Origin of the sequence: Saccharothrix algeriensis (genome assembly GCF_016907655.1) — a bacterium.
GTDB classification, from domain to species: Bacteria; Actinomycetota; Actinomycetes; order Mycobacteriales; family Pseudonocardiaceae; genus Actinosynnema; species Actinosynnema algeriense.
In genome coordinates this window covers 5,120,229-5,139,028 of record NZ_JAFBCL010000001.1, presented here as the reverse complement: position 1 = coordinate 5,139,028, position 18,800 = coordinate 5,120,229, and the positions used below count along the sequence as shown (strand labels likewise).

Below are 18,800 nucleotides of genomic sequence, written 5' to 3'. Positions count from 1 at the left end.
CCCGACCCGGTCCGGTCAGCTGCCGGCCGGGGTGAACAGCATCGGCTTGACGTCGAAGTCGTTCTCCAGCAGGCCGTAGGTCTTCATCAGGGTCGCGACCCGCTGCAGCCGGGTGGCGTCCAGGGTGGTGGGGAACTCTCCGAAGTGGACCAGGCTCGCGGTTTCCCGGTCCACCTTGGCGTACTCCACCAGCAGCGGCTCGACCGTGGGGCGGTCGGCGGCGTCGCGCTGGCCCTTGGCCATCGCCCGCTGGAAGGCGGCGACCGTGTTCGGGTTGGCGTTGGCGAACTTCCCGGTCGTGCCGTAACCGGCGACCGGGATGCCGTCGGTCGGGCCGGAGGCGGCGTCGAGCACCGTGACCGCGCCCATCGAGCGCTGCGCCTTGCTGATGAACGGCTCCACCATGAACGCGGCGTCGACGGTCCCGTTCTGGATGGCGGCTTCCATGTCCGGGAACGGGAACTCCTTGAACGTCACCGACTTCGGGTCGACGTCGTTCGCCTCCAGGGTGGCCTTCGCGGTCAGCTCGGCGATGTTCTTGAAGGTGTTGATCGCGATCGTCTTGCCGGCCAGGTCCTTGGGCGACTTGATCGGCGAACCGGGCGCGGTGAGGATCAGGAACATCTCGGGCTTGGCCTGGTAGCCGTCGTTGATCAGCTTCAGGCCGTCGACGCCCTTGGCGGCGTCCTTGGCCTGCGCGGCGAAGAACGAGACCCAGTTGCCGAAGGTGATGTCGATCTCGCCGTTGATCAGGCCCGGGATGGCCGCGGCGCCACCCTGGATCGAGACCGGCTCGACCTCCAGGCCCTCCTCCTTGAAGTAGCCCTTCTCGATCGCGACGTGCACCGACGCGACGTCGAGGATCGGGAGGAGGCCGAGCTTGATCTTGGGCTTCTCGACCGCGCCGGGCGCGGCGGCGGAGCCGGCCGGCTCCTCGGAACCGCCGAGCAGTCCACAGCCGGAGACCACGGCGAGCATCGCGAGCGCGGACAGTCCGCCGACGATCTTTCTTGCCGAGAGGCCGACTCTACGAGTCATGGGGGGCATCTCCTGTTGGAGTGGCGACATTGCGGGGGCAGGATGCACGGGCGACGCGGAGCCGCTGCGGAACCACTCAAAGTGACCCGGGTGGTTCGGCAAGAGCCCGGTCGACCGACTCTCGAAGGCTGATCCACTACCTTCGGTGAGCATCTTTGCACAGGCTGTCCAGAGGTTGGGGTACTCGGTGAGCGATCGTGTTGGGGAATGGGCCGGACAGAGCAACGGCCGGCCGGTGGGGATCGTCGGCGCGGGACCGGCCGGGCTGACGCTGGGAAACCTGCTCGGGCAAGCCGGAATCCCTTGTGTGGTGCTGGAACGCGGCACCCGTGAGCACATCGAGAACCGCCCGCGCGCGGGCGTCATCGAGCACCGCGCCGTGCAGATGCTGGCGCGGCACGGGTTGGCCGACCGGTTGCTCCGGGAGGCCGATCGCCACGGCGCCTGCGAGTTCCGGGTCGACGGGCGGGCGCACGAGGTCGACTACTCGTCGCTCTACGACGGGCAGACCCACTACGTCTACCCGCAGCAGGAGGTCGTGAAGGACCTCGTCGGCGCCTACACCGCCGCGGGCGGCGACATCCGGTTCGGCGTCACCGACGTCGCGGTGCACGGCGTCGACACCCCCTGCCCGAGCCTGACCTGGACCTCCGCCGACGGCCGGGCGCAGCGGCTGGAGTGCTCGTTCATCGCCGGCGCGGACGGCTTCCACGGCGTGACGCGGCGCAGCATCCCGGCCGGCGCGGTCCAGGAGTTCTCGCACCAGCACGGCATCGAGTGGCTGTCGATCCTGGCCGAGGCGCCGCCGTCGACGCACAAGGTGATCTACGCGCTGCACCCGGACGGCTTCGCCGGGCACATGCTCCGCAGCCCGACGGTCTCGCGCTACTACCTCCAGGTGCCGGTGGGCGAGTCGGTGGACGCCTGGCCGGACGAGCGGGTCTGGGCCGAACTGCGCAAGCGGTTGGCGCTGCGCGACTCCGACTGGTCCCTGACCGAGGGCCGCATCGTCGAGAAGCGCATCCTGGACATGCGCAGCCACGTCGTGGAACCGATGAACCACGGCCGCCTCTACCTGCTCGGCGACGCCGCGCACATCATCACCCCGGTGGGCGCGAAAGGCATGAACCTCGCGCTGCACGACGCGGAAGTCCTGGCCGCCGCCCTCACCGCCCACCACCGCTCCGGCGACGACAGCGGCCTGCGGTCCTATTCGGACGTGTGCCTGCGGCGGGTGTGGCGTGCGCAGGAGTTCTCGCAGTGGATGGTGTTCATGATCCACCGCTCGCCGGAGCCGTTCCTGAGCCGTTTGGGGCAGGCGCGGCTGGAGCACCTGATCGCGTCCCGCTCGTCCGCGGGGTATTTCGCCCAGAACTACGTGGGTCCCTGAAAGGCGGGCGAGTGGTTTCCGACCCGCCGGGCGCCCGGCCCGGCCGGTCGGGAATCACCCGCCCGCGCGCATTCCGCGGTGCGGTCAGGAAGTGGCCGCCCGGTCCTGCGCCTCGACGCGGGAAACCTCGGCGCGCTCCGCCTCCGCCCACTTCGCGGCGGAGTGGTCGGCCACCTTGCGGCGCGCCCGCGCGCGCTCGGCGGCCTTCCCGACGTTCAGCAGCCGCGCCACCTCCCCGCGCAGCGCCACGAAGGCGTCCGACTCGCGCGTGGTGATCTGGTCGCGCTGCGCGGGCAGGTCGACCGGCAGGTCGGCCACGACCGACGCGGGGGACCCGGACAGCACCAGGATCCGGTCGCCCAGGTACACGCTCTCGTCGATGTCGTGGGTGACCACCAGGACCGTGGTGTCGTGCTCCCGCTTCACCTTCAGCAGCAGGTCCTCCAGCTCGAACCGGGTCTGCGCGTCCACCGACGCGAACGGCTCGTCCATCAGCAGCAGGGCGGGCCGGTAGGCCAGCGCCCGCGCGATCGCCACGCGCTGCTGCATCCCGCCGGAGAGCTGCCACGGGTACTTGCGGGCGGCGCCGGACAGCCCCACCCACTCCAGGGCCTCCGCGGCGCGGGCGCGGCGCGCGGCGCGCCCCATCGAGCGGCGCAGCGGGAACTCCACGTTCTTCTGCACCGACAGCCACGGGAACAGCGAGCGGCTGTAGTCCTGGAACACCACGGCCAGGTCCTCGGGGACACCGCGAACGGCGTTGCCGCGCAAGGAGACCGCGCCCTTGGTGGGGCGGATCAGGCCGGAGATGGTGCGCAGCAGCGTCGACTTGCCGCAGCCCGACGGCCCGACGACGCAGACCAGCTCGCCTGCGCCGACGGTGAACGACAGGTCGGAGATGGCGGTGTGCTCGCCGTCCTTCGCCTGGTAGGTGTGGCCGAGGTCGGCCACGGAGAGCATCGCGGTCATGTCAATCCTCCACCGTCGCGGGGGTGCGCTCCCGCTTGGGCTGCCAGGCGAGGGCCCGGCGCTCGAACGCGAGGAGCACGGTGTTGAGGGCGTAGCCGAGGACTCCCAGGAGGACGATCCCGGCCCACATGTCGGGGAAGTCGAACTCCCGCTGGGCGACGAGGAGTTGCGACCCGATCCCGTTGTCGGTGCCGACCAGTTCGGAGACGACCATGAGCACCAGCGACAGCGACAAGCTGACCCGGAGCCCGGCGAAGATCTTCGGTGCCGCGGCCGGCAGGACGACACCGAGGACCCACTGCGCCTTGGGGATGCGGAACACCGCCGAGGTCTCGTACTTCGTCGCGTCGACGCTGCGCGCGCCGTCGACGCTGTTGAGCAGGATCGGCCACAGCACGCCGAACACGATCGTGGCCAGCTGCATCTGCGTGCCGATGCTGAACACCAGCAGGAACACCGGCACCAGCGCCGGCGGCGGGATGGAGCGCAGGAACGTCAGCAGGGGCCCGGCGAACTCCAGGGCCGTCGCGGAACGGCCCAGCGCCACGCCGAGCGAGACGCCGACCAGGGCGGCGATGCCCCACCCGGCGAGCAGCCTGCCGATGCTCGGCAGCACGTGCTCGAACACCGCGTCGGTCAGGAACAGCCGGTCGGCCGGACCCGACAGCCACAGCGCCCACGCCGCCTCGGCGATCACCGTGGGGCGCGGGAAGAACGAGTCGTCGGCGAACCGGGTGGCCAGCTCCCAGACCACGACGAGGCCCGCGAACACCGCCCAGCGCTGGAGGAACCTCGTCACGACCGCCCCCCGGTGACCGAGCTCCACGCGACCCAGCGGCGTTGCGCGCGTTCCAGGCCCTCGTTGACCGCGAACCCGATGACGCCCGCGACCACGGTCCCGGCGAGGACCAGGTCCATGCGCCCGGCGCCGCTGCGCGCCTCCATGATGAACTGCCCGAGCCCGCCGGACCCGCCCGCGAGCAGCTCCACGCTGACCAGCACGACCAGGCAGGTCGTGGCGGCCAGCCGGATGCCGGTGAGGACGAACGGCAGGGCGCTGGGCAGCGCCACGGAGAACAGCACGCGCACCCGGCCGGTGCCGAACGCGCGGGCCGTCTCGACGAGCAGGGGGTCCAGCTCGTCGAGCGCGTAGATGGTGTTGAACAGGATCGGCCACACCGCCGCGTACACGGCCAGCGAGATCTTCATCTCCGGGCCGACCCCGAGCAGCAGGATCGCCAGCGGGATCAGCGCCACCGACGGGATCGGCCGCAGGAACTCCACGACCGCGCGGGTGGCGTGCCGCACGGCCGGGACGCTGCCCAGCACCAGTCCCAAGGGGACGGCGATGCCGGTGGACAGTCCTACCGCGACCAGCAGCGCCAGCACGGTGGCGACGACGTCGCGCAGGAACGCCTCGTCACCCAGCAGCCCGAACAACTCGACCCCCACCACGGTCGGTGGTGGCAGGTACGCCGGCGGGACCAGCCCGGAACGGCCGAACAGCTCCCAGACGACGAGGAACCCGGTCACACCGAGCAGCCCCCGGGTGAGCGCACGCACGCGCAACGCCTACTTCCAGTTGATCAACCCCAGCCAACCCGGCTCAATCTAGAGAGTCATCCCCCGTCGCGACAATGCGTACACGAGAAATCACTGTCACGAATCTTCACCGGTAGGGGCGGCGCGCGGGCCGGGCCGGGCGGCGGGAGCCGGGCGCGGGCGGCTGCGACCGGCGGTGGAGCAGGGGTCGCGCGCCAGTCGGCGGATGCCGGTCCCCGGTCCAGGGAGCAGGACCGGGGAGCGGCCGGGGTCGCGACGGGAGGCGGGTCCGGAAGAGCGGGTGGCGCCGCGTCGGAAGGCGGATCCGGGAGAGCGGCCCGGGCCGCGTCGGGGGGCGGATCCGGGAGAACGGCCGGGGCCACGTGGGGAGGCGGAACCGGGAGAACGGCCGGGCCGCGTCGGAGAACGGCCGGGGTCGCGTCGGGGAGCGGGTCCGGGAGAACGGGTGGCGCCGTGCGGGGCGCCCGGAGCGGGCGCCCCGGCCGCGCCGCTACAGGCCGACCGCCTTGTACAGGGAGCCGACCTCCTGGCGGTTGAGCACCCGCATCGAACCGGGGCGCTGGTTGCCGAGCCGGACCTCGCCGACCGCGGTGCGCACCAGGCTCTGCACCGGGTGCCCGACCGCGTCCAGCAGCCGGCGCACGATGTGCTTGCGGCCCTCGTGGATCACGACCTCCACCAGCGCCCGGCCGGGCGCGGAGGACACCAGCTTGAACGAGTCGACCCGGACCGGGCCGTCCTCCAGCTCGATGCCGGCGCGCAGCCGCTTGCCGACGTCCTTGGCCACCGGGCCCGGCACCTCGGCCAGGTAGGTCTTGGGCACCGCGTAGGACGGGTGCATCAGCCGGTGCGCGAGGTCGCCGTCGTTGGTCAGCAGCAGCAGGCCCTCGGTGTCGGCGTCCAGCCGGCCGACGTGGAACAGGCGCTCCTTGCGGTTGACCAGGTAGTCGCCGACGCACGGGCGGTGCGTCTCGTCGTGCATCGTGGACAGCACGCCGCGCGGCTTGTTCAGCACGAGGGTGATCACGTCGTCCTTGAGCACCACCCGCACGCCGTCCACGTGCACGACGGCCGTCTCGGGGTCGATCCGGCGGCCCTGCTCGCGCACGACCTCGCCGTCCACCTGGACGCGGCCGAGCTCGATCAGCTCCTCGGCCACGCGTCGTGAGGCGATGCCCGCCTTGGCGAGCACCTTCTGGAGCCGAATCCCTTCGGGTCCCTGGTCAGACATCGTCGATCGCATCCACTTCGGGCAGGAGGGGGGCGATCGGCGGCAGGTCGTCCAGCGACGACAGCCCCAACCGCTCCAGGAACAGTTCGGTCGTGCGGTAGAGGATGCCACCCGTGTCGGGGTCCGCGCCCGCCTCGGCGATGAGCCCGCGCGCGACCAGCGTGCGGATCACCCCGTCGACGTTCACCCCGCGCACCGCCGCGACCCGGGCCCGTGTGACGGGCTGCCGGTAGGCGATGACGGCGAGGGTCTCCAGGGCCGCCCTGGTGAGCTTGGCCCGCTGCCCGTCCAGCAGCAGCTTCTCCACGAATGGCGCGAAGCGGTCCCGCGTGTAGAACCGCCAGCCGTCCCCGATTCTACGCAGGTCGACGCCGCTGCCGCTCTCGGTGTAGCGGGCGGCCAGCGCGCGCAGGGCCCGGGTGACGCGCCTCACCGGCTGCTCCAGCACGCCGGCGAGCTGCTTCTCGTCGATCGGGCTGTCCACGACGAGCAGGACGGACTCCAGCGCGCCCTCGAACTCGCGGTCGTCGGTGAGGTCGGGCAGCCCGGCGTCCTCGGCGTCCTCGGGGTCGCCGGCGCCCCGGGCCTTCGCGCCGCGCCGGGCCTTGGCGCCGTTGCGCGCCCCCGCGCCGCCTCGGGGGCCCGGACCGCTCGCCGTCGCCGGGCCGGGCGCGGTGCCCGGCCCGGGCGCGTCGCCGGCCGCGGGGTCGGCCGCGGGTCCGGCGTCGGGGGCGGGGAACAGCCCGGACTGCGGTTCGGCGGTGGTCTCCGGCTCGCTCACCCGTACTCCTCGTCCTCGTCGCGGTCCTCGTCGCGGTCCCCGGCCTCCTCGACCGGGCCGCCGACCCACGTGATGCGCAGCTCGCCCAGCGGGTCGGGCTGCTCGAACGCCAGCACCTGCTCCCGGTACAGCTCCAGCAGCGCCAGGAACCGGGCGACGACCTCCATCGTCCCGGTGCAGTCGGCGACGACCTCGGCGAACGTCGTGGTCCCCCGCCGCGCCAGCAGCTCCCGCAGCAGCCCGGCGTGCTCGCGGACCGAGACCCGGTGCTGGTGGACGTGCTCGGTGGACACCGTCCGGGGCGGCCTGGGCCGGAACACCGCGGCGGCGACGTCGGCGAAGCGCCGGGCGTCCACGCCGAGCATCACCTCGGGCAGCAGGCCCTCGTAGCGCGCCTCCAGCGCCACCGAGCGGGGGTAGCGGCGGTGCGCGCCCTGCTCCAGCTCGCCGAACAGCGCCGCGACCTGCTTGTACGCCCGGTACTGCAGCAGCCGCGCGAACAGCAGGTCGCGCGCCTCCAGCAGCGCCAGGTCGTCCTCGTCCTCCACGTCGCCCTGGGGCAGCAGCCGGGCCGCCTTGAGGTCGAGCAGGGTCGCCGCGATGACCAGGAACTCGGTGGTCTCGTCCAGGTCCCAGCCGTCGCCCAGCGCGCGGGTGTGCGCGATGAAGTCGTCGGTGACCTGGTGCAGCGCCACCTCGGTCACGTCGAGGGTGTGCTGCGAGATCAACTGGAGCAGCAGGTCGAAGGGGCCCTCGAAGTTGGTCAGCTTGACCTTGAAGCGGCCGTCGGGCGCCTCTGCGGCGGGCACCTCGTCGGCGGGGGCGGCACCGCTCACCGCTCGCGCAACCTGCGCACGAGCGGGGAGTCCCCGCCGTGCTCCTCCAGGTCGTCCAGCACTATCGCGATCGCCTCGCGCACCACCCGGCCGCGGTCCACCGCGAGGCCGTGCTCGCCGCGCAGCTCCAGCCGGGCGTGCTCCAGGGCGAGCAGCTCCTCGTCGGACACGTACACGGTGATCTTGGTGGAGTGCTTCTGGCGGCCGGTGCCCCGGCGCGGGCCGTGCGCCTCGCCGGCCGGCCGCGCGGCCGCGGCCCGACCCGGCGCGCCCTGTCCGGCAGCTTCCCGGCCGGCCGCTTCCCGACCGGCCGCTTCCCGACCGGCGGCCTCCCGGGCGGCGGCCTCCCGACCGGCGGCGTCGTCCGGCTCGGCCTGCCCCGCCGCGGGCCGCTCGGGCCGCGGCGCGGGCCCGGCGGCGTCGAGGACCGCGGGACCGGTCAGGCGGAACAGCTCGGACGCGCCCGGCAGCGATGGGCGTCGGGTCACCGGGCGATCACCTCGCGCGCCAGCGCGCGGTAAGCCTTCGCGCCCGCCGAGCGGGGCGCCCACCGGGTGATCGGCTCGCCCGCGACGGTCGTCTCCGGGAACCGGACCGTGCGGTTGATCACCGTGTCGAACACGACGTCGCCGAACGCCTCCACGACCCGCGCCATGACCTCGCGGGAGTGCAGCGTGCGCGGGTCGTACATGGTGGCGAGTATCCCGGTGATCTCCAGCTTCGGGTTCAACCGCTCCCTGACCTTCTCGATGGTGTCTATCAGCAGCGCAACCCCGCGCAGGCTGAAGAACTCGCACTCCAGCGGGATGAGGACCCCGTCGGCCGCGGCGAGCGCGTTGACCGTGAGCAGGCCGAGCGAGGGCTGGCAGTCGACCAGCACGTAGTCGTAGTGCTCGATCACCGGGCGCAGGGTGCGCACGAGGGTGTGCTCGCGGCCCACCTCGGACACCAGCTGGATCTCCGCCGCCGACAGGTCGATGTTGCTGGGCAGCAGGTCCATGCCGGCCACCGGCGTACGCATGATCACGTCGCGGACGGTGACGTCGCGCTCCATGATGACGTTGTAGATCGTCTGGTCGAGCTGGTGCGGGTGCACGCCGAGGCCGACCGACAGCGCCCCCTGCGGGTCGAAGTCCACCAGCAGCACGCGGCGCCCGTACTCGGTCAGCGCCGCGCCCAGGTTGATCGTGGACGTGGTCTTGCCCACGCCGCCCTTCTGGTTGCAGATCGCCAGGATGCGGGCCGGGCCGTGGTGGGCCACCAGCGGCGGGTCGGGCACGTGGCGCAGGGGCCGCCCGGTGGGCCCGATGTCGCCGGCGACCTGCTCGGAGGCGTCCTCGTCGGCCGGCGCGGCGTGCGGTGCGAGGCTCAGCTCGACCGAGGCCCGCGGCACACCGGACGCCTGCGCGGGCGGCGGTGGGCGGAGCCACGGCCGTTCCGCGTGTTCCGGTGTCGACATCGCCTTCCCGATTCCTAGTCCTCTGCCTGGGCGCAGCCTAGGCACAGCGGGGCACACCGGCAACGTGCCCCGCCGCAGCCGGCGCGAGCGGTTCTCACCGCACCGCGGCGGTCCGGTCGGCGGCCTTGAGCACCACGTCGAGCAGGCCCGGGAACAGCGCGTCCAGGTCCTCGCGGCGCAGCGAGACCCACCGCTGGTTGCCGCACGCCCTGGTGCGGGTGATCCCCGCCTCCCGCAGCACGCGCAGGTGCTGCGACAGCGTCGACTTGGCGACGCCCACGGCGAGGGAACCGCAGCAGCGCTCCCCGTCGGCCTCGATCTGGAGGACGACGGCCAGCCTGGTGGGATCGCTCAGCGCGTGCAGCACCGCGCCGAGTTCGATGTCGGCGGCTTCCGGCTCGTCGATGTTGGACACCGGCACGGCTCCTCCAGCTCGTCGCGTCCGGGCGGGGGGCTTTCTTCCTGTCGTCGGCACGCAGGTCATCACTTCTGTGGGGTGTCACCCGAAAGGCTGGCACCCGATCGAGTTGGCTCACAGTACCCGTGGAGCGCTCATGTTCCACCGGTCGCGCGGGGGTGGGCCGTCGCGTACACCTCGCGCAGGGTGTTGACCGTCACCAGCGTGTAGACCTGGGTGGTGGTCACCGAGGCGTGGCCGAGCAGCTCCTGCACCACCCGCACGTCCGCGCCGCCCTCCAACAGGTGCGTGGCGAACGAGTGCCGCAGCGTGTGCGGGGACACCTGCGCGGCGATGCCCGCGCGCTCCGCGGCGGTCTTGAGCACCTGCCACGCCGACTGGCGCGACAGCCGGCCGCCGCGGGCGTTGAGGAACAGCGCCGGCGTCCCCCGCTTGACCAGGGCGGGCCGGGCGCGCACCAGGTAGCCCTCCAGCGCGGCCAGCGCCGGGCGGCCCACCGGCACCAGCCGCTGCCGGCCGCCCTTGCCGTCGAGCAGCACGGTCCGCTCGGTGGTGTCCACGTCGTCCACGTCCAGGCCCACGACCTCGGAGATCCGCGCGCCGCTGGAGTACAGCAGCTCCAGCAGCGCCCGGTCGCGCGGGCTCGCGGGCACGTCGAGCAGCCGCAGCACGTCGTCCACCGGCAGGGCCTTGGGCAGCCGGCGCGGCGGGGTCGGCGGGCGCACCTCCCGCGCCGGGTCGTGCGCGGCGAGCCCTTCGAGGTGGGCGAACCGGTGCAGGCCGCGCACGGCGACCAGGGCGCGGGCGGCGGAGGACTCGGCCAGGCCCGCCTCGCGCAGGCCCGCCAGGAAGTCGCCGACCACCGCCTCGGTGACCTGCGCCGGCGCGGTGATCCCCCGCGCGGCCAGGTGCTCGGTGTAGCGGCGCAGGTCGCGGGCGTAGGACTCCAGGGTGTTGCGCGCGGTGCCGCGCTCCACGGCCAGGTGGTCCAGGAAAGCCTTCACGACGTCCCTCACAGCTGCGCCAGGGGTGCGTGGGGCAGCCCGTGCGCCTTGGCCACCTCGGGCTGGACGATCGTGCCGCGCACCGCGGTCACGCCCCCGGCCAGCGCCGGGTCCTCGCTCACCGCCCGCCGGAACCCCTTGTCCGCCAGCGCGACCACGTAGGGCAGTGTGACGTTCGCCAGCGCCCACGTCGAGGTGTGCGGCACCGCGCCGGGCATGTTCGCCACGCAGTAGAACACCGAGTCGTGCACCCGGAACGTCGGGTCGTCGTGCGTGGTGGGCCGCGAGTCGGCGAAGCAGCCGCCCTGGTCGATCGCGACGTCGACCAGCACCGAACCCGACCGCATGGTCGACACCAGGTGGTTGCTCACCAGCGTCGGGGCCTTCGCGCCGGGCACCAGCACCGCGCCGATCACCAGGTCCGCCCACCGGCAAGCCTTCTCCACCTCGTAGGCGTTGCTCGTGACGGTCCCGAGCCGGCCCCGGTAGGCGTGGTCGAGCCGCCGCAGCCGGTCGACGTCGGTGTCCAGCACCACGACCTCCGCCCCGAACCCGACGGCGACCGCGGCGGCGTTCCCGCCCGCCACGCCCGCGCCGAGCACCACGACCTTGCCCGCCGGCACGCCCGGCACACCGCCCAGCAGCACCCCGCGCCCGCCCTGGTTGCGCTCCAGGCAGTGCGCGCCCACCTGGGTCGCCATCCGCCCGGCCACCTCGCTCATCGGGGCGAGCAGCGGCAGCGAGCCGTCCGCCGACCGCACCGTCTCGTAGGCGATGGCGTCGATCCCGGCGGCCACCACCGCGCGCGTGCACGCGGCGTCCGCGGCCAGGTGCAGGTAGGCGAACAGGACCTGGCCGGGCCGCATCCGGTGGTACTCCTCGGCGACCGGCTCCTTCACCTTCAGCACCAGCTCGGCCGCGCCCCAGACGTCGTCCGCGGTCGGCGCGGTCCGGGCGCCCGCGGCCAGGAACTCGACGTCCGGGATCGCGCTGCCCTCCCCCGCACCGGCCTCGACCAGCACCTCGTGCCCGCGGCGCACCAGCTCGACCACACCGGCGGGCGTGATCGCCACCCGGTGCTCCTGGTTCTTCACCTCACGTGGAATCCCGACCAGCACCAGGTCAGCGTAGGTCGGCCGGCGCGTTCCGGCCGGACGGGACCTCGCGTGCTGTTAGCGTTCAGGTCGTGTCGGAACCCCACCAGGTGCGCATCGGCAACCAGCAGCGCGAAGAGGCGATCAGCGCGCTCAACGACCACTTCGCGGCGGGTCGACTGGAGATCGGGGAGTACGAGCAGCGGGTCGGCTACGCGACGGCGGCCCAGACCGCCGGGGAGCTGTCGGCCCTGTTCCAGGACCTGCCGCAGCCTCACCCGCAGTTCACGTCGCCGCCGCGGACGCACTACGTGCCGCCCACCGACCACGCGACCCCGCCGCCGGGCTACACCACCCCACCGGGCTACACGCCGCCGCCGGGCTACGCCCCGCCGCCGGGCCACACCGCCCCGCCGCCGGGCTACACGCCCCCGCCCGGCTACGGCGGGTACCCGCCACCCGGCCCCGGCGGGTACCCGCCGCCGGGCTTCGACCCGAACGCGCCCTTCGGCGTGGACCCGCTGACCGGCCGGCCGCTGTCGGACAAGTCCCGCGTCGCGGCCGGCGTCCTGCAGCTGGTGCTGCCGTTCGGCATCGGCCGGTTCTACATCGGCGACACGGCCATCGGCATCGCCCAGCTGCTGACCTGCGGCGGCTGCGGCATCTGGTCGCTGGTCGACGGCATCGTCCTGCTGGTCAACGGCGGCACCGACAGCCAGGGCCGCCGGCTACGCGACTAGGTTGCGGACCACCGCCCAGACGACGGCGAGCACCGCCACCGGCCGGCCGACCCGCGCGGTCAGCGGCGCGGTCCGCTCGCCGCGCCGCGCGGCCCGGAACCACCGCAGCCACAGCCACGCCAGCATCGGCAGCCCGAAGACCAGCATGACGGCGTTGAAGTGGAACGCGGCGGCGACGTCGCCGTGCAGCAGCGCGTGCACCATCCGGGTGGACCCGCAGGCCGGGCACTGGATGCCGGTCAGCACGAACAGCGGGCACGGCGGCCACAGCGACCCCGGCCCGTTCGGGTCGAACACCAGCAACCCGGCCGACGCCACCACCGCCCCGACCGCGACGGCGACCGGCTTGAGCACGCTCATGCCCGCCATTGTGCCCGGGGCGGCGGCGGTCCCGGGCACGGCCTCGGCAGCCCGGTGTTCACGCGTTCGAGGGACCGGCAGGGCCGGTGACGGGGAGGACCGGGCCCGACCCGGCCCTCCCGCGCGAACCCCGGGACCTCAGTCGCCGCGCGCCGCGAACCGGGTCGGCCGGTCCGCGAACGGCGCGTCGGCGGGCCGCGCTTGAGCCCGCCCGGCGAGCACCGCCTGGGCCGCGAGCAGCCCGGCCACCGCCGCGCCGTTCACGATCTCCCCGGCCAGCGCCATGGCCACCGCCTCGTCCAGCGGGAACCGGCGCGCCTCCAGGTCGGCCTCCTCGTCGCCCATCTGCTGCCGCTCGACCTCCGACAGGTCGCGGGCGAGGAACACGCGGACCACCTCGTCGGTGAAACCGGGCGAGGCGGCCACGTCGACCAGCGTCGACCACTCCCGCGCCGCCAGCCCGACCTCCTCCACCAGCTCGCGCCGGGCCGCCTCCAGCGGCTGCTCCGAGGCCGAGTCCAGCAGCCCCGCCGGCAGCTCCCAGATCCGCTTGCCCAGCGGGTGCCGGTACTGGTGGATGAGGGTCACCCGGCCCTGCGGGTCCACCGCCGCCACGGCCACCGCGCCCAGGTGCTCGACGACCTCGCGCCGCGCCGTCCCGCCACCGGGCATGGCGACCTCGTCCACCCGCAGCGCCACGACCCGGCCCACGTGCACGTCCCGCGAGGAGACGGTCTCGAACTCGTGCCTCACTTGGCGGCTCCGGCGGTCTCGGGCAGCGGCAGCCGGTCGGCGAGCCGGTAGTCCAGCGCGGCCTTGACGAACGCCGCGAACAGCGGGTGCGGCTTCGTCGGGCGGCTCTTGAGCTCCGGGTGCGCCTGCGTGGCGACGAAGAACGGGTGCACCTCGGCGGGCAGCTCGACGAACTCCACCAGCCGCCCGTCCGGCGACGTCCCGGAGAACACCAGGCCGGCCTTGCCCAGCTCGTCGCGGTAGGAGTTGTTCACCTCGTACCGGTGCCGGTGCCGCTCGGAGACCTCGGTCGCGCCGTAGGCGGCGGCGACCTGCGAACCGGGCACGAGCTTCGCGGGGTACGCGCCCAGCCGCATGGTGCCGCCCATGTCGCGCCGGCCGGACACCACGTCCTCCTGGTCGGCCATGGTGCTGATCACCGGCGCCCCGGTCTCCTCGAACTCCGAGGAGTTGGCGTCGGCGATCCCGGCGAGGTTGCGCGCGGCCTCGATCACCAGGCACTGCAGGCCCAGGCACAGCCCCAGCAGCGGGATGCCCCGCGTCCGGGCGAAGGTGATGGCCCCGATCTTGCCCTCGATCCCCCGCACCCCGAACCCGCCCGGGATGAGCACCGCGTCCAGCCCGGCCAGCGCGTGCGCGGCGCCACCGGGGGTCTGGCACTCGTCGGAGGGCACCCACACGACCTCGACCTTGGCGCGGTGGGCGAACCCGCCGGCCCGCAGCGCCTCGGTGACCGACAGGTAGGCGTCGGGCAGGTCGACGTACTTGCCGACCAGCCCGACGCGCACCCTCTCGGTCGGGTTGTGCACGCGGTCGAGCAGGTCGCCCCACACGGTCCAGTCGACGTCGCGGAACGGCAGGTCGAGCCGGCGCACCACGTACGCGTCGAGGCCCTCGCCGTGCAGCACCTTGGGGATGTCGTAGATCGAGGGCGAGTCGACGGCGGCCACGACGGCGTCGGTGTCGACGTCGCACATCAGGCCGATCTTGCGCTTCAACGAGTCCGGGATCTCCCGGTCGGCCCGGCACACGATGGCGTCGGGCTGGATGCCGATGTTGCGCAGGGCGGCGACGGAGTGCTGCGTCGGCTTGGTCTTCAGCTCACCGGACGGCGCGAGGTAGGGCACGAGCGACACGTGCAGGAAGAACACGTTGTCCCGCCCGACGTCGTGGCGGACCTGCCGGCAGGCTTCGAGGAACGGCAGCGACTCGATGTCGCCCACCGTGCCGCCGACCTCGGTGATCACGACGTCCGGCACCGCGCCGTCGGGGCCGGGCTCGGCCATCGCCCGGATGCGGCGCTTGATCTCGTCGGTGATGTGCGGGATGACCTGGACGGTGTCGCCGAGGTACTCGCCGCGCCGCTCCTTGGCGATGACCTCGGAGTACACCTGGCCGGTGGTGACGTTGGCGTCCCCGGACAGGTCGCGGGCGAGGAAGCGCTCGTAGTGGCCGATGTCGAGGTCGGTCTCCGCGCCGTCGTCGGTGACGAACACCTCGCCGTGCTGGAACGGGTTCATCGTCCCCGGGTCGACGTTGAGGTACGGGTCGAGCTTCTGCATGGTCACCCGCAGACCACGGGCGGTCAGCAGCTGACCGAGGCTGGAGGCGGTGAGTCCCTTGCCCAGGGAGGAGGCCACGCCCCCGGTGACGAAAACGTGCTTGGTCGTACGTGCCTGAAGCACCAAGGAGGCTCCCCGTGGTCTGAAGTTCCGCAGGGCAACCGGCCCTGTCCACGGGCCCTAACGCTAACACGCCACCAGTCACCGAGCGCGCTGGTGGTCCGGTACCGCATCACTCAGATGGCCTAGCTCCACCAACCCCACCACCACGGGCCCACCAGCAGGCCACCACCCCACCTCCACCGGTACCTCCACCGGTCAACCACCCACCCCACCAGCCACCCCATCCGCGGTCCCATCCGCAGTCCCACCCCCGGCCCCACCCGCCGGCCTCCACCCACGACCCACCCCCACCACCACGGCCCCCGCCGCCCCCGACGAACCACCCCTGCGCCACAACAGGAACCAGCGCCACCCACCGACCTTGAGCCCGCCCACTCCCGCCGTCTCCGGCTCAGCCGCTCCCGACACGCTGACCCGGCACGCGATCAGGCGGCACACCCCGACACACCGACCCGACCCGACACGGCCCGACCCGACCCGACACGCCGTCCCAACGCAGGACGGCCCACCCCGATGAACGCAGCCCACTCAACGCGGGACACTCCCCGACGCGGGAAGCTCTCGCCTCCCACTCCTCGACCCGGTTCCGTTAAGTGGTCGGCGCCGGCATCCGGCCCGATTCCCAACCCCGATCCCCGACCCCGACTCCGACCCCCGACTCCGGCCCCCGACTCCGGCCCCCGACTCCGGCCCTCAATCCCGGCCGTGGTCCCGGTCCTTGATTCCGGTCCTCATGCCTAAGTCCTGATCCTTCGCCCCAATCCCAGGTCCCGATCCCAGGTCTTGCCCCCTTGCCCCGATCGCCGGCGCCGAGTCCCACTCGCCTTGGACCCCACTCGCCCTGGACCCCGCTCGTCCTGGATCAGGCTCCGTCCCCGGTCCTGACCCCTGCGCCTCGGCTCTGGTTCTCGGTCTTCAGGTCCTCGGCTCCCGACCTTCAGCTCCCGACCTTCAGCTCCCGTCCCCGGCTCCCACCCCCGGACGCCGCCGGCTCGCCCGGCGACCGCTCGCCTCGTCACCCTGGTCGCCTCGGGCTCGCTCGGGCCTCAGGGTCGGAGGCGGGGCGGGCGGGACGTGGGGTGCCGTGGGCCGGATCCGTTTATTTACGGCAACGAACGGGAGGTTCGAAAAGTGGCAGCTCGCGTTCACTTCTCCGATGGTTGTTCGACCACGGGTTCAAACGTCACCGAATTGGGTTTCGCATTCTGATTCGACGCGGAACCCGGCACCGGATTCGGCGTCGAAAACACCGAACCCGATACCGCCCGCCAAGCTCCCACCCCACTCCGGCCCCGACACGCCCCACCCCAAACCCCGACCACACGACCCGCCCCCCAACCACAAGACCTCACCCGACGATGCCCGGCGCCACCGACTCCGCGTTGCCCGCCACCCCGTACCGCCCCGCCCGCCCCTCCGCCTGCTCGCGCAGCGCCAGCACGACCACCACCCGCCCCGTCGCCATCCCCGCGTTGTCCACCGTCGACAACACCGAAGCAGCCGCCGTGTCCGCCCGCACCACGCCGACCGCCCCCGTCCCGTTCGCCGACCCCTCGCTCCCGGCCAGCACCGCACCCGCCCCCGACCGGTCCAGTTGCGTCGCGAAGCGCGCCACCAGCGCCGCCCGGTCGCTCGCCGAGTCGCCGTCCACCGCCCCACCGGTCAGCACGACCGCCAGCTGCGCCGGCCGCAACCCCTCCCCCGGCTTGGCGAACCCGGCCGTCGCCAGGCCGCTCATCGCCGCCGCCATCTCGTCCGGTGTCGCCTGTTCCCGGTTGTCCTCCTCGCCCAGCAGCAGCAACGCCCCCAGCAGACCACCGGCGCGCGTGCCCGGGTCCGCCCCGGTCGGCAGCCTGGTCCCCGCCGGCTGCAGGCGGGCCACCAGGTCGCGCAGCTGGTCCGCCTTGCGCGGATCGGTGAAGGAGTCGGTCAGCTGCAGCTCACCGGTCACCGTCGCGCCGGCGCCGCGCAGCAGCTCGACCAGGGCGTCCCGGTCGTTCGGCTTCGCGTCCGCGGTCGTCACCACGACCACCGTCCGCTCCGCCAGCGCCCCGCGCACCGCCAGCGGCCCGATGGAGCTCGCGAAGCGATCGCTCTCGGCCAGCCTCGCGGTCAGCCCGTTCTGCTCGGCCTGCAGCTCGGCGACCTGCCTGCCCAGCTGCGAGTTGTCGTCGGTCACCCCGGACAGCAACCGGCTGCTGATCGCGGTCGACCCCAGCACCACCCCGACGGCCAGCGCCAGGAACACCGCGGTGATGGAGATGAGGTGGTAGCGCATCGTGATCACGAGAAGAACCCCTTGAGCCAGTCGACGGCGGACCGCACCCCGTCCACCGCCGCGTCGACGTGCACCTGCCCCACCCCGGACACCGCCAGCGCCGCCACCATCGCCGCCACGGCCGCGCCGACCAGCAGGCAGATCGCCCCGAGCGACACCCGGCCGCGGTGCAGGGTGGCGACCGCCTCGCCGTCGACGAGCTTGCCGCCGAGCCGGAGCCGGGTCAGGAAGGTCGACGGGTTGGAGCCCGAGTGGCCCCGGTCGAGGAACTCGCGCAGCCCGGCCCGCAGGCCCACGGTCACGATCAGCGACGCGCCGTGCGCCTCGGCCAGCAGCAGCGCCAGGTCCTCGGCGTTGCCCGACGCCGGGAACGTCACCGCGCCGATGCCCAGGTCCTGGATGCGCTCCAGGCCGGGCGCGTGGCCGTCGGTGTGCGCGGGCACCACGACCTCCGCGGCCGCCTTGAGCGTGCGCGTGCCTATGCCGTCCGGGTCGCCGACGATGACGTCCGGTGTGTACCCGGCGTCGTGCAGGGTGTCCGCGCCCGCGTCGACGCCCACCAGCACCGGCCGGTGCTCGCGGATGTACTTGCGCAGCCCGCGCAGCTCCTCGGCGTGCCGGGGGCCGCCCGCGACGACGAGCACCTGCCGGTCGCGGATGGGCACGTACACCTCGGGCACGCCCACGCCGTCGAGGATCAGCGCGCGCTCGCGGCGCAGGAACTCGATGGTGTTGGCGGAGAACGCCTCCAGCTGCGCCGACATGCCGGCCTTGGCCTCGATCATCGCGTCGGCGACGGACTCGGCGCTCTGCTCGACGCCCCGCGCCACCTCGCGGTCGCCGACGTGCACCGCGCCGTCGTGCAGCCGCAGCTTCACGCCGTCCTTCAGGGCGCGCAGGACACCGGTGCCGACCCCGTCGATCAGCGGGACACCGGCCTCGACCAGCAGCTCGGGCCCGAGGTTGGGGTACCGGCCGGAGATGGACGGCGACGCGTTGACCACGCCCACGACCCCGGCGGCGAGCAGCGCCTCGGCGGTGCGGCGGTCGATGTCGAGGTGGTCCAGGACGGCGATGTCGCCGGGGCTGAGCCGCCGCAGCAGGTCACCCGTGCGGCGGTCGACCCGCGCGATGCCGGTGACGCCCGGCAGTTCGTGGTTCGCGCGGCTGAGCAACCCGGAGAACTTCATGCCACCGATGG

At 73.3% G+C, this 18,800-nt stretch carries 19 protein-coding genes; 2 read left to right on the top strand and 17 right to left on the bottom strand.

Translation table 11 applies throughout. The annotated features are described in order from the left end of the window. Positions 1 to 15: 15 nt before the first annotated feature. A complete protein-coding gene (locus JOE68_RS23535) occupies positions 16 to 1,038 on the bottom strand; it encodes an ABC transporter substrate-binding protein (RefSeq protein ID WP_204844447.1) in 1,023 nt (340 codons plus the stop codon). Between the two features lie 145 nt (positions 1,039 to 1,183). Between JOE68_RS23535 and JOE68_RS23530 the strand changes: the two genes are divergently transcribed. After that, on the top strand, positions 1,184 to 2,428 hold the full coding sequence (locus tag JOE68_RS23530; RefSeq protein WP_307819844.1) for a 4-hydroxybenzoate 3-monooxygenase: 1,245 nt from the start codon (positions 1,184 to 1,186) through the stop codon (positions 2,426 to 2,428). Between the two features lie 84 nt (positions 2,429 to 2,512). Here the strand turns inward: JOE68_RS23530 and JOE68_RS23525 are convergent, their stop codons facing one another. From JOE68_RS23525 to ald, 11 genes are all read right to left on the bottom strand, one after another. After that, entirely contained in the window at positions 2,513 to 3,397 is an 885-nt protein-coding gene (locus JOE68_RS23525) for an ABC transporter ATP-binding protein (protein ID WP_204844445.1), read from the bottom strand. A 1-nt stretch (position 3,398) separates the two neighbouring features. After that, positions 3,399 to 4,196, bottom strand: a complete 798-nt coding sequence (locus tag JOE68_RS23520; RefSeq protein ID WP_204844444.1) for an ABC transporter permease — start codon at positions 4,194 to 4,196, stop codon at positions 3,399 to 3,401. Continuing rightward, a complete protein-coding gene (locus tag JOE68_RS23515) occupies positions 4,193 to 4,960 on the bottom strand; it encodes an ABC transporter permease (RefSeq protein ID WP_204844443.1) in 768 nt (255 codons plus the stop codon). The genes JOE68_RS23520 and JOE68_RS23515 overlap by 4 nt, the downstream gene beginning before the upstream one ends. A gap of 490 nt (positions 4,961 to 5,450) precedes the next feature. Continuing rightward, positions 5,451 to 6,191, bottom strand: coding sequence for a pseudouridine synthase (locus tag JOE68_RS23510; protein WP_204844442.1), 741 nt, complete (start codon positions 6,189 to 6,191; stop codon positions 5,451 to 5,453). Further along, the gene (scpB, locus tag JOE68_RS23505; protein WP_307819843.1) at positions 6,184 to 6,972 is read right to left on the bottom strand and encodes an SMC-Scp complex subunit ScpB; all 789 of its coding nucleotides are present in this window, start codon (positions 6,970 to 6,972) and stop codon (positions 6,184 to 6,186) included. The genes JOE68_RS23510 and scpB overlap by 8 nt, the downstream gene beginning before the upstream one ends. Then, positions 6,969 to 7,808 (bottom strand): segregation and condensation protein A, encoded by an 840-nt coding sequence (locus JOE68_RS23500; protein WP_204844441.1) that lies wholly within the window; start codon positions 7,806 to 7,808, stop codon positions 6,969 to 6,971. Before JOE68_RS23500 ends, scpB begins: the two co-directional genes overlap by 4 nt. After that, positions 7,805 to 8,296, bottom strand: a complete 492-nt coding sequence (locus JOE68_RS23495) for a cobyrinic acid a,c-diamide synthase (protein ID WP_204844440.1) — start codon at positions 8,294 to 8,296, stop codon at positions 7,805 to 7,807. Before JOE68_RS23495 ends, JOE68_RS23500 begins: the two co-directional genes overlap by 4 nt. Continuing rightward, the gene (locus JOE68_RS23490) at positions 8,293 to 9,267 is read right to left on the bottom strand and encodes a ParA family protein (protein ID WP_204844439.1); all 975 of its coding nucleotides are present in this window, start codon (positions 9,265 to 9,267) and stop codon (positions 8,293 to 8,295) included. Before JOE68_RS23490 ends, JOE68_RS23495 begins: the two co-directional genes overlap by 4 nt. Positions 9,268 to 9,361: 94 nt before the next feature. Next, positions 9,362 to 9,682, bottom strand: a complete 321-nt coding sequence (locus JOE68_RS23485; RefSeq protein ID WP_204844438.1) for an ArsR/SmtB family transcription factor — start codon at positions 9,680 to 9,682, stop codon at positions 9,362 to 9,364. Between the two features lie 137 nt (positions 9,683 to 9,819). Continuing rightward, positions 9,820 to 10,701 (bottom strand): site-specific tyrosine recombinase XerD, encoded by an 882-nt coding sequence (gene xerD, locus JOE68_RS23480; protein ID WP_204844437.1) that lies wholly within the window; start codon positions 10,699 to 10,701, stop codon positions 9,820 to 9,822. Continuing rightward, positions 10,698 to 11,807 carry an alanine dehydrogenase gene (gene ald / locus JOE68_RS23475; RefSeq protein ID WP_204844436.1) on the bottom strand — a complete coding sequence of 370 codons (1,110 nt, stop codon included), beginning with the start codon at positions 11,805 to 11,807 and terminating at the stop codon, positions 10,698 to 10,700. The genes xerD and ald overlap by 4 nt, the downstream gene beginning before the upstream one ends. A gap of 68 nt (positions 11,808 to 11,875) precedes the next feature. On the opposite strand from ald, the gene JOE68_RS23470 reads away from it, so the two are divergent. Continuing rightward, positions 11,876 to 12,523: a DUF1707 domain-containing protein gene (locus tag JOE68_RS23470; protein WP_204844435.1), complete on the top strand. Its 648-nt coding sequence runs from the start codon at positions 11,876 to 11,878 to the stop codon at positions 12,521 to 12,523. Here the strand turns inward: JOE68_RS23470 and JOE68_RS23465 are convergent. From JOE68_RS23465 to steA, 5 genes are all read right to left on the bottom strand, one after another. After that, positions 12,512 to 12,883 carry a DUF2752 domain-containing protein gene (locus tag JOE68_RS23465; RefSeq protein WP_204844434.1) on the bottom strand — a complete coding sequence of 124 codons (372 nt, stop codon included), beginning with the start codon at positions 12,881 to 12,883 and terminating at the stop codon, positions 12,512 to 12,514. The two genes, JOE68_RS23470 and JOE68_RS23465, sit on opposite strands and share 12 nt — an antisense overlap. A 138-nt stretch (positions 12,884 to 13,021) precedes the next feature. Beyond that, the gene (locus JOE68_RS23460) at positions 13,022 to 13,636 is read right to left on the bottom strand and encodes an NUDIX domain-containing protein (RefSeq protein WP_204844433.1); all 615 of its coding nucleotides are present in this window, start codon (positions 13,634 to 13,636) and stop codon (positions 13,022 to 13,024) included. After that, positions 13,633 to 15,324, bottom strand: a complete 1,692-nt coding sequence (pyrG, locus tag JOE68_RS23455; protein WP_204844432.1) for a CTP synthase — start codon at positions 15,322 to 15,324, stop codon at positions 13,633 to 13,635. The genes JOE68_RS23460 and pyrG overlap by 4 nt, the downstream gene beginning before the upstream one ends. Positions 15,325 to 16,669: 1,345 nt before the next feature. Further along, positions 16,670 to 17,608, bottom strand: a complete 939-nt coding sequence (locus JOE68_RS23450; RefSeq protein ID WP_204844431.1) for a copper transporter — start codon at positions 17,606 to 17,608, stop codon at positions 16,670 to 16,672. Continuing rightward, positions 17,605 to 18,789 (bottom strand): putative cytokinetic ring protein SteA, encoded by a 1,185-nt coding sequence (steA, locus tag JOE68_RS23445; RefSeq protein WP_204844430.1) that lies wholly within the window; start codon positions 18,787 to 18,789, stop codon positions 17,605 to 17,607. The genes JOE68_RS23450 and steA overlap by 4 nt, the downstream gene beginning before the upstream one ends. Positions 18,790 to 18,800: the final 11 nt, after the last annotated feature.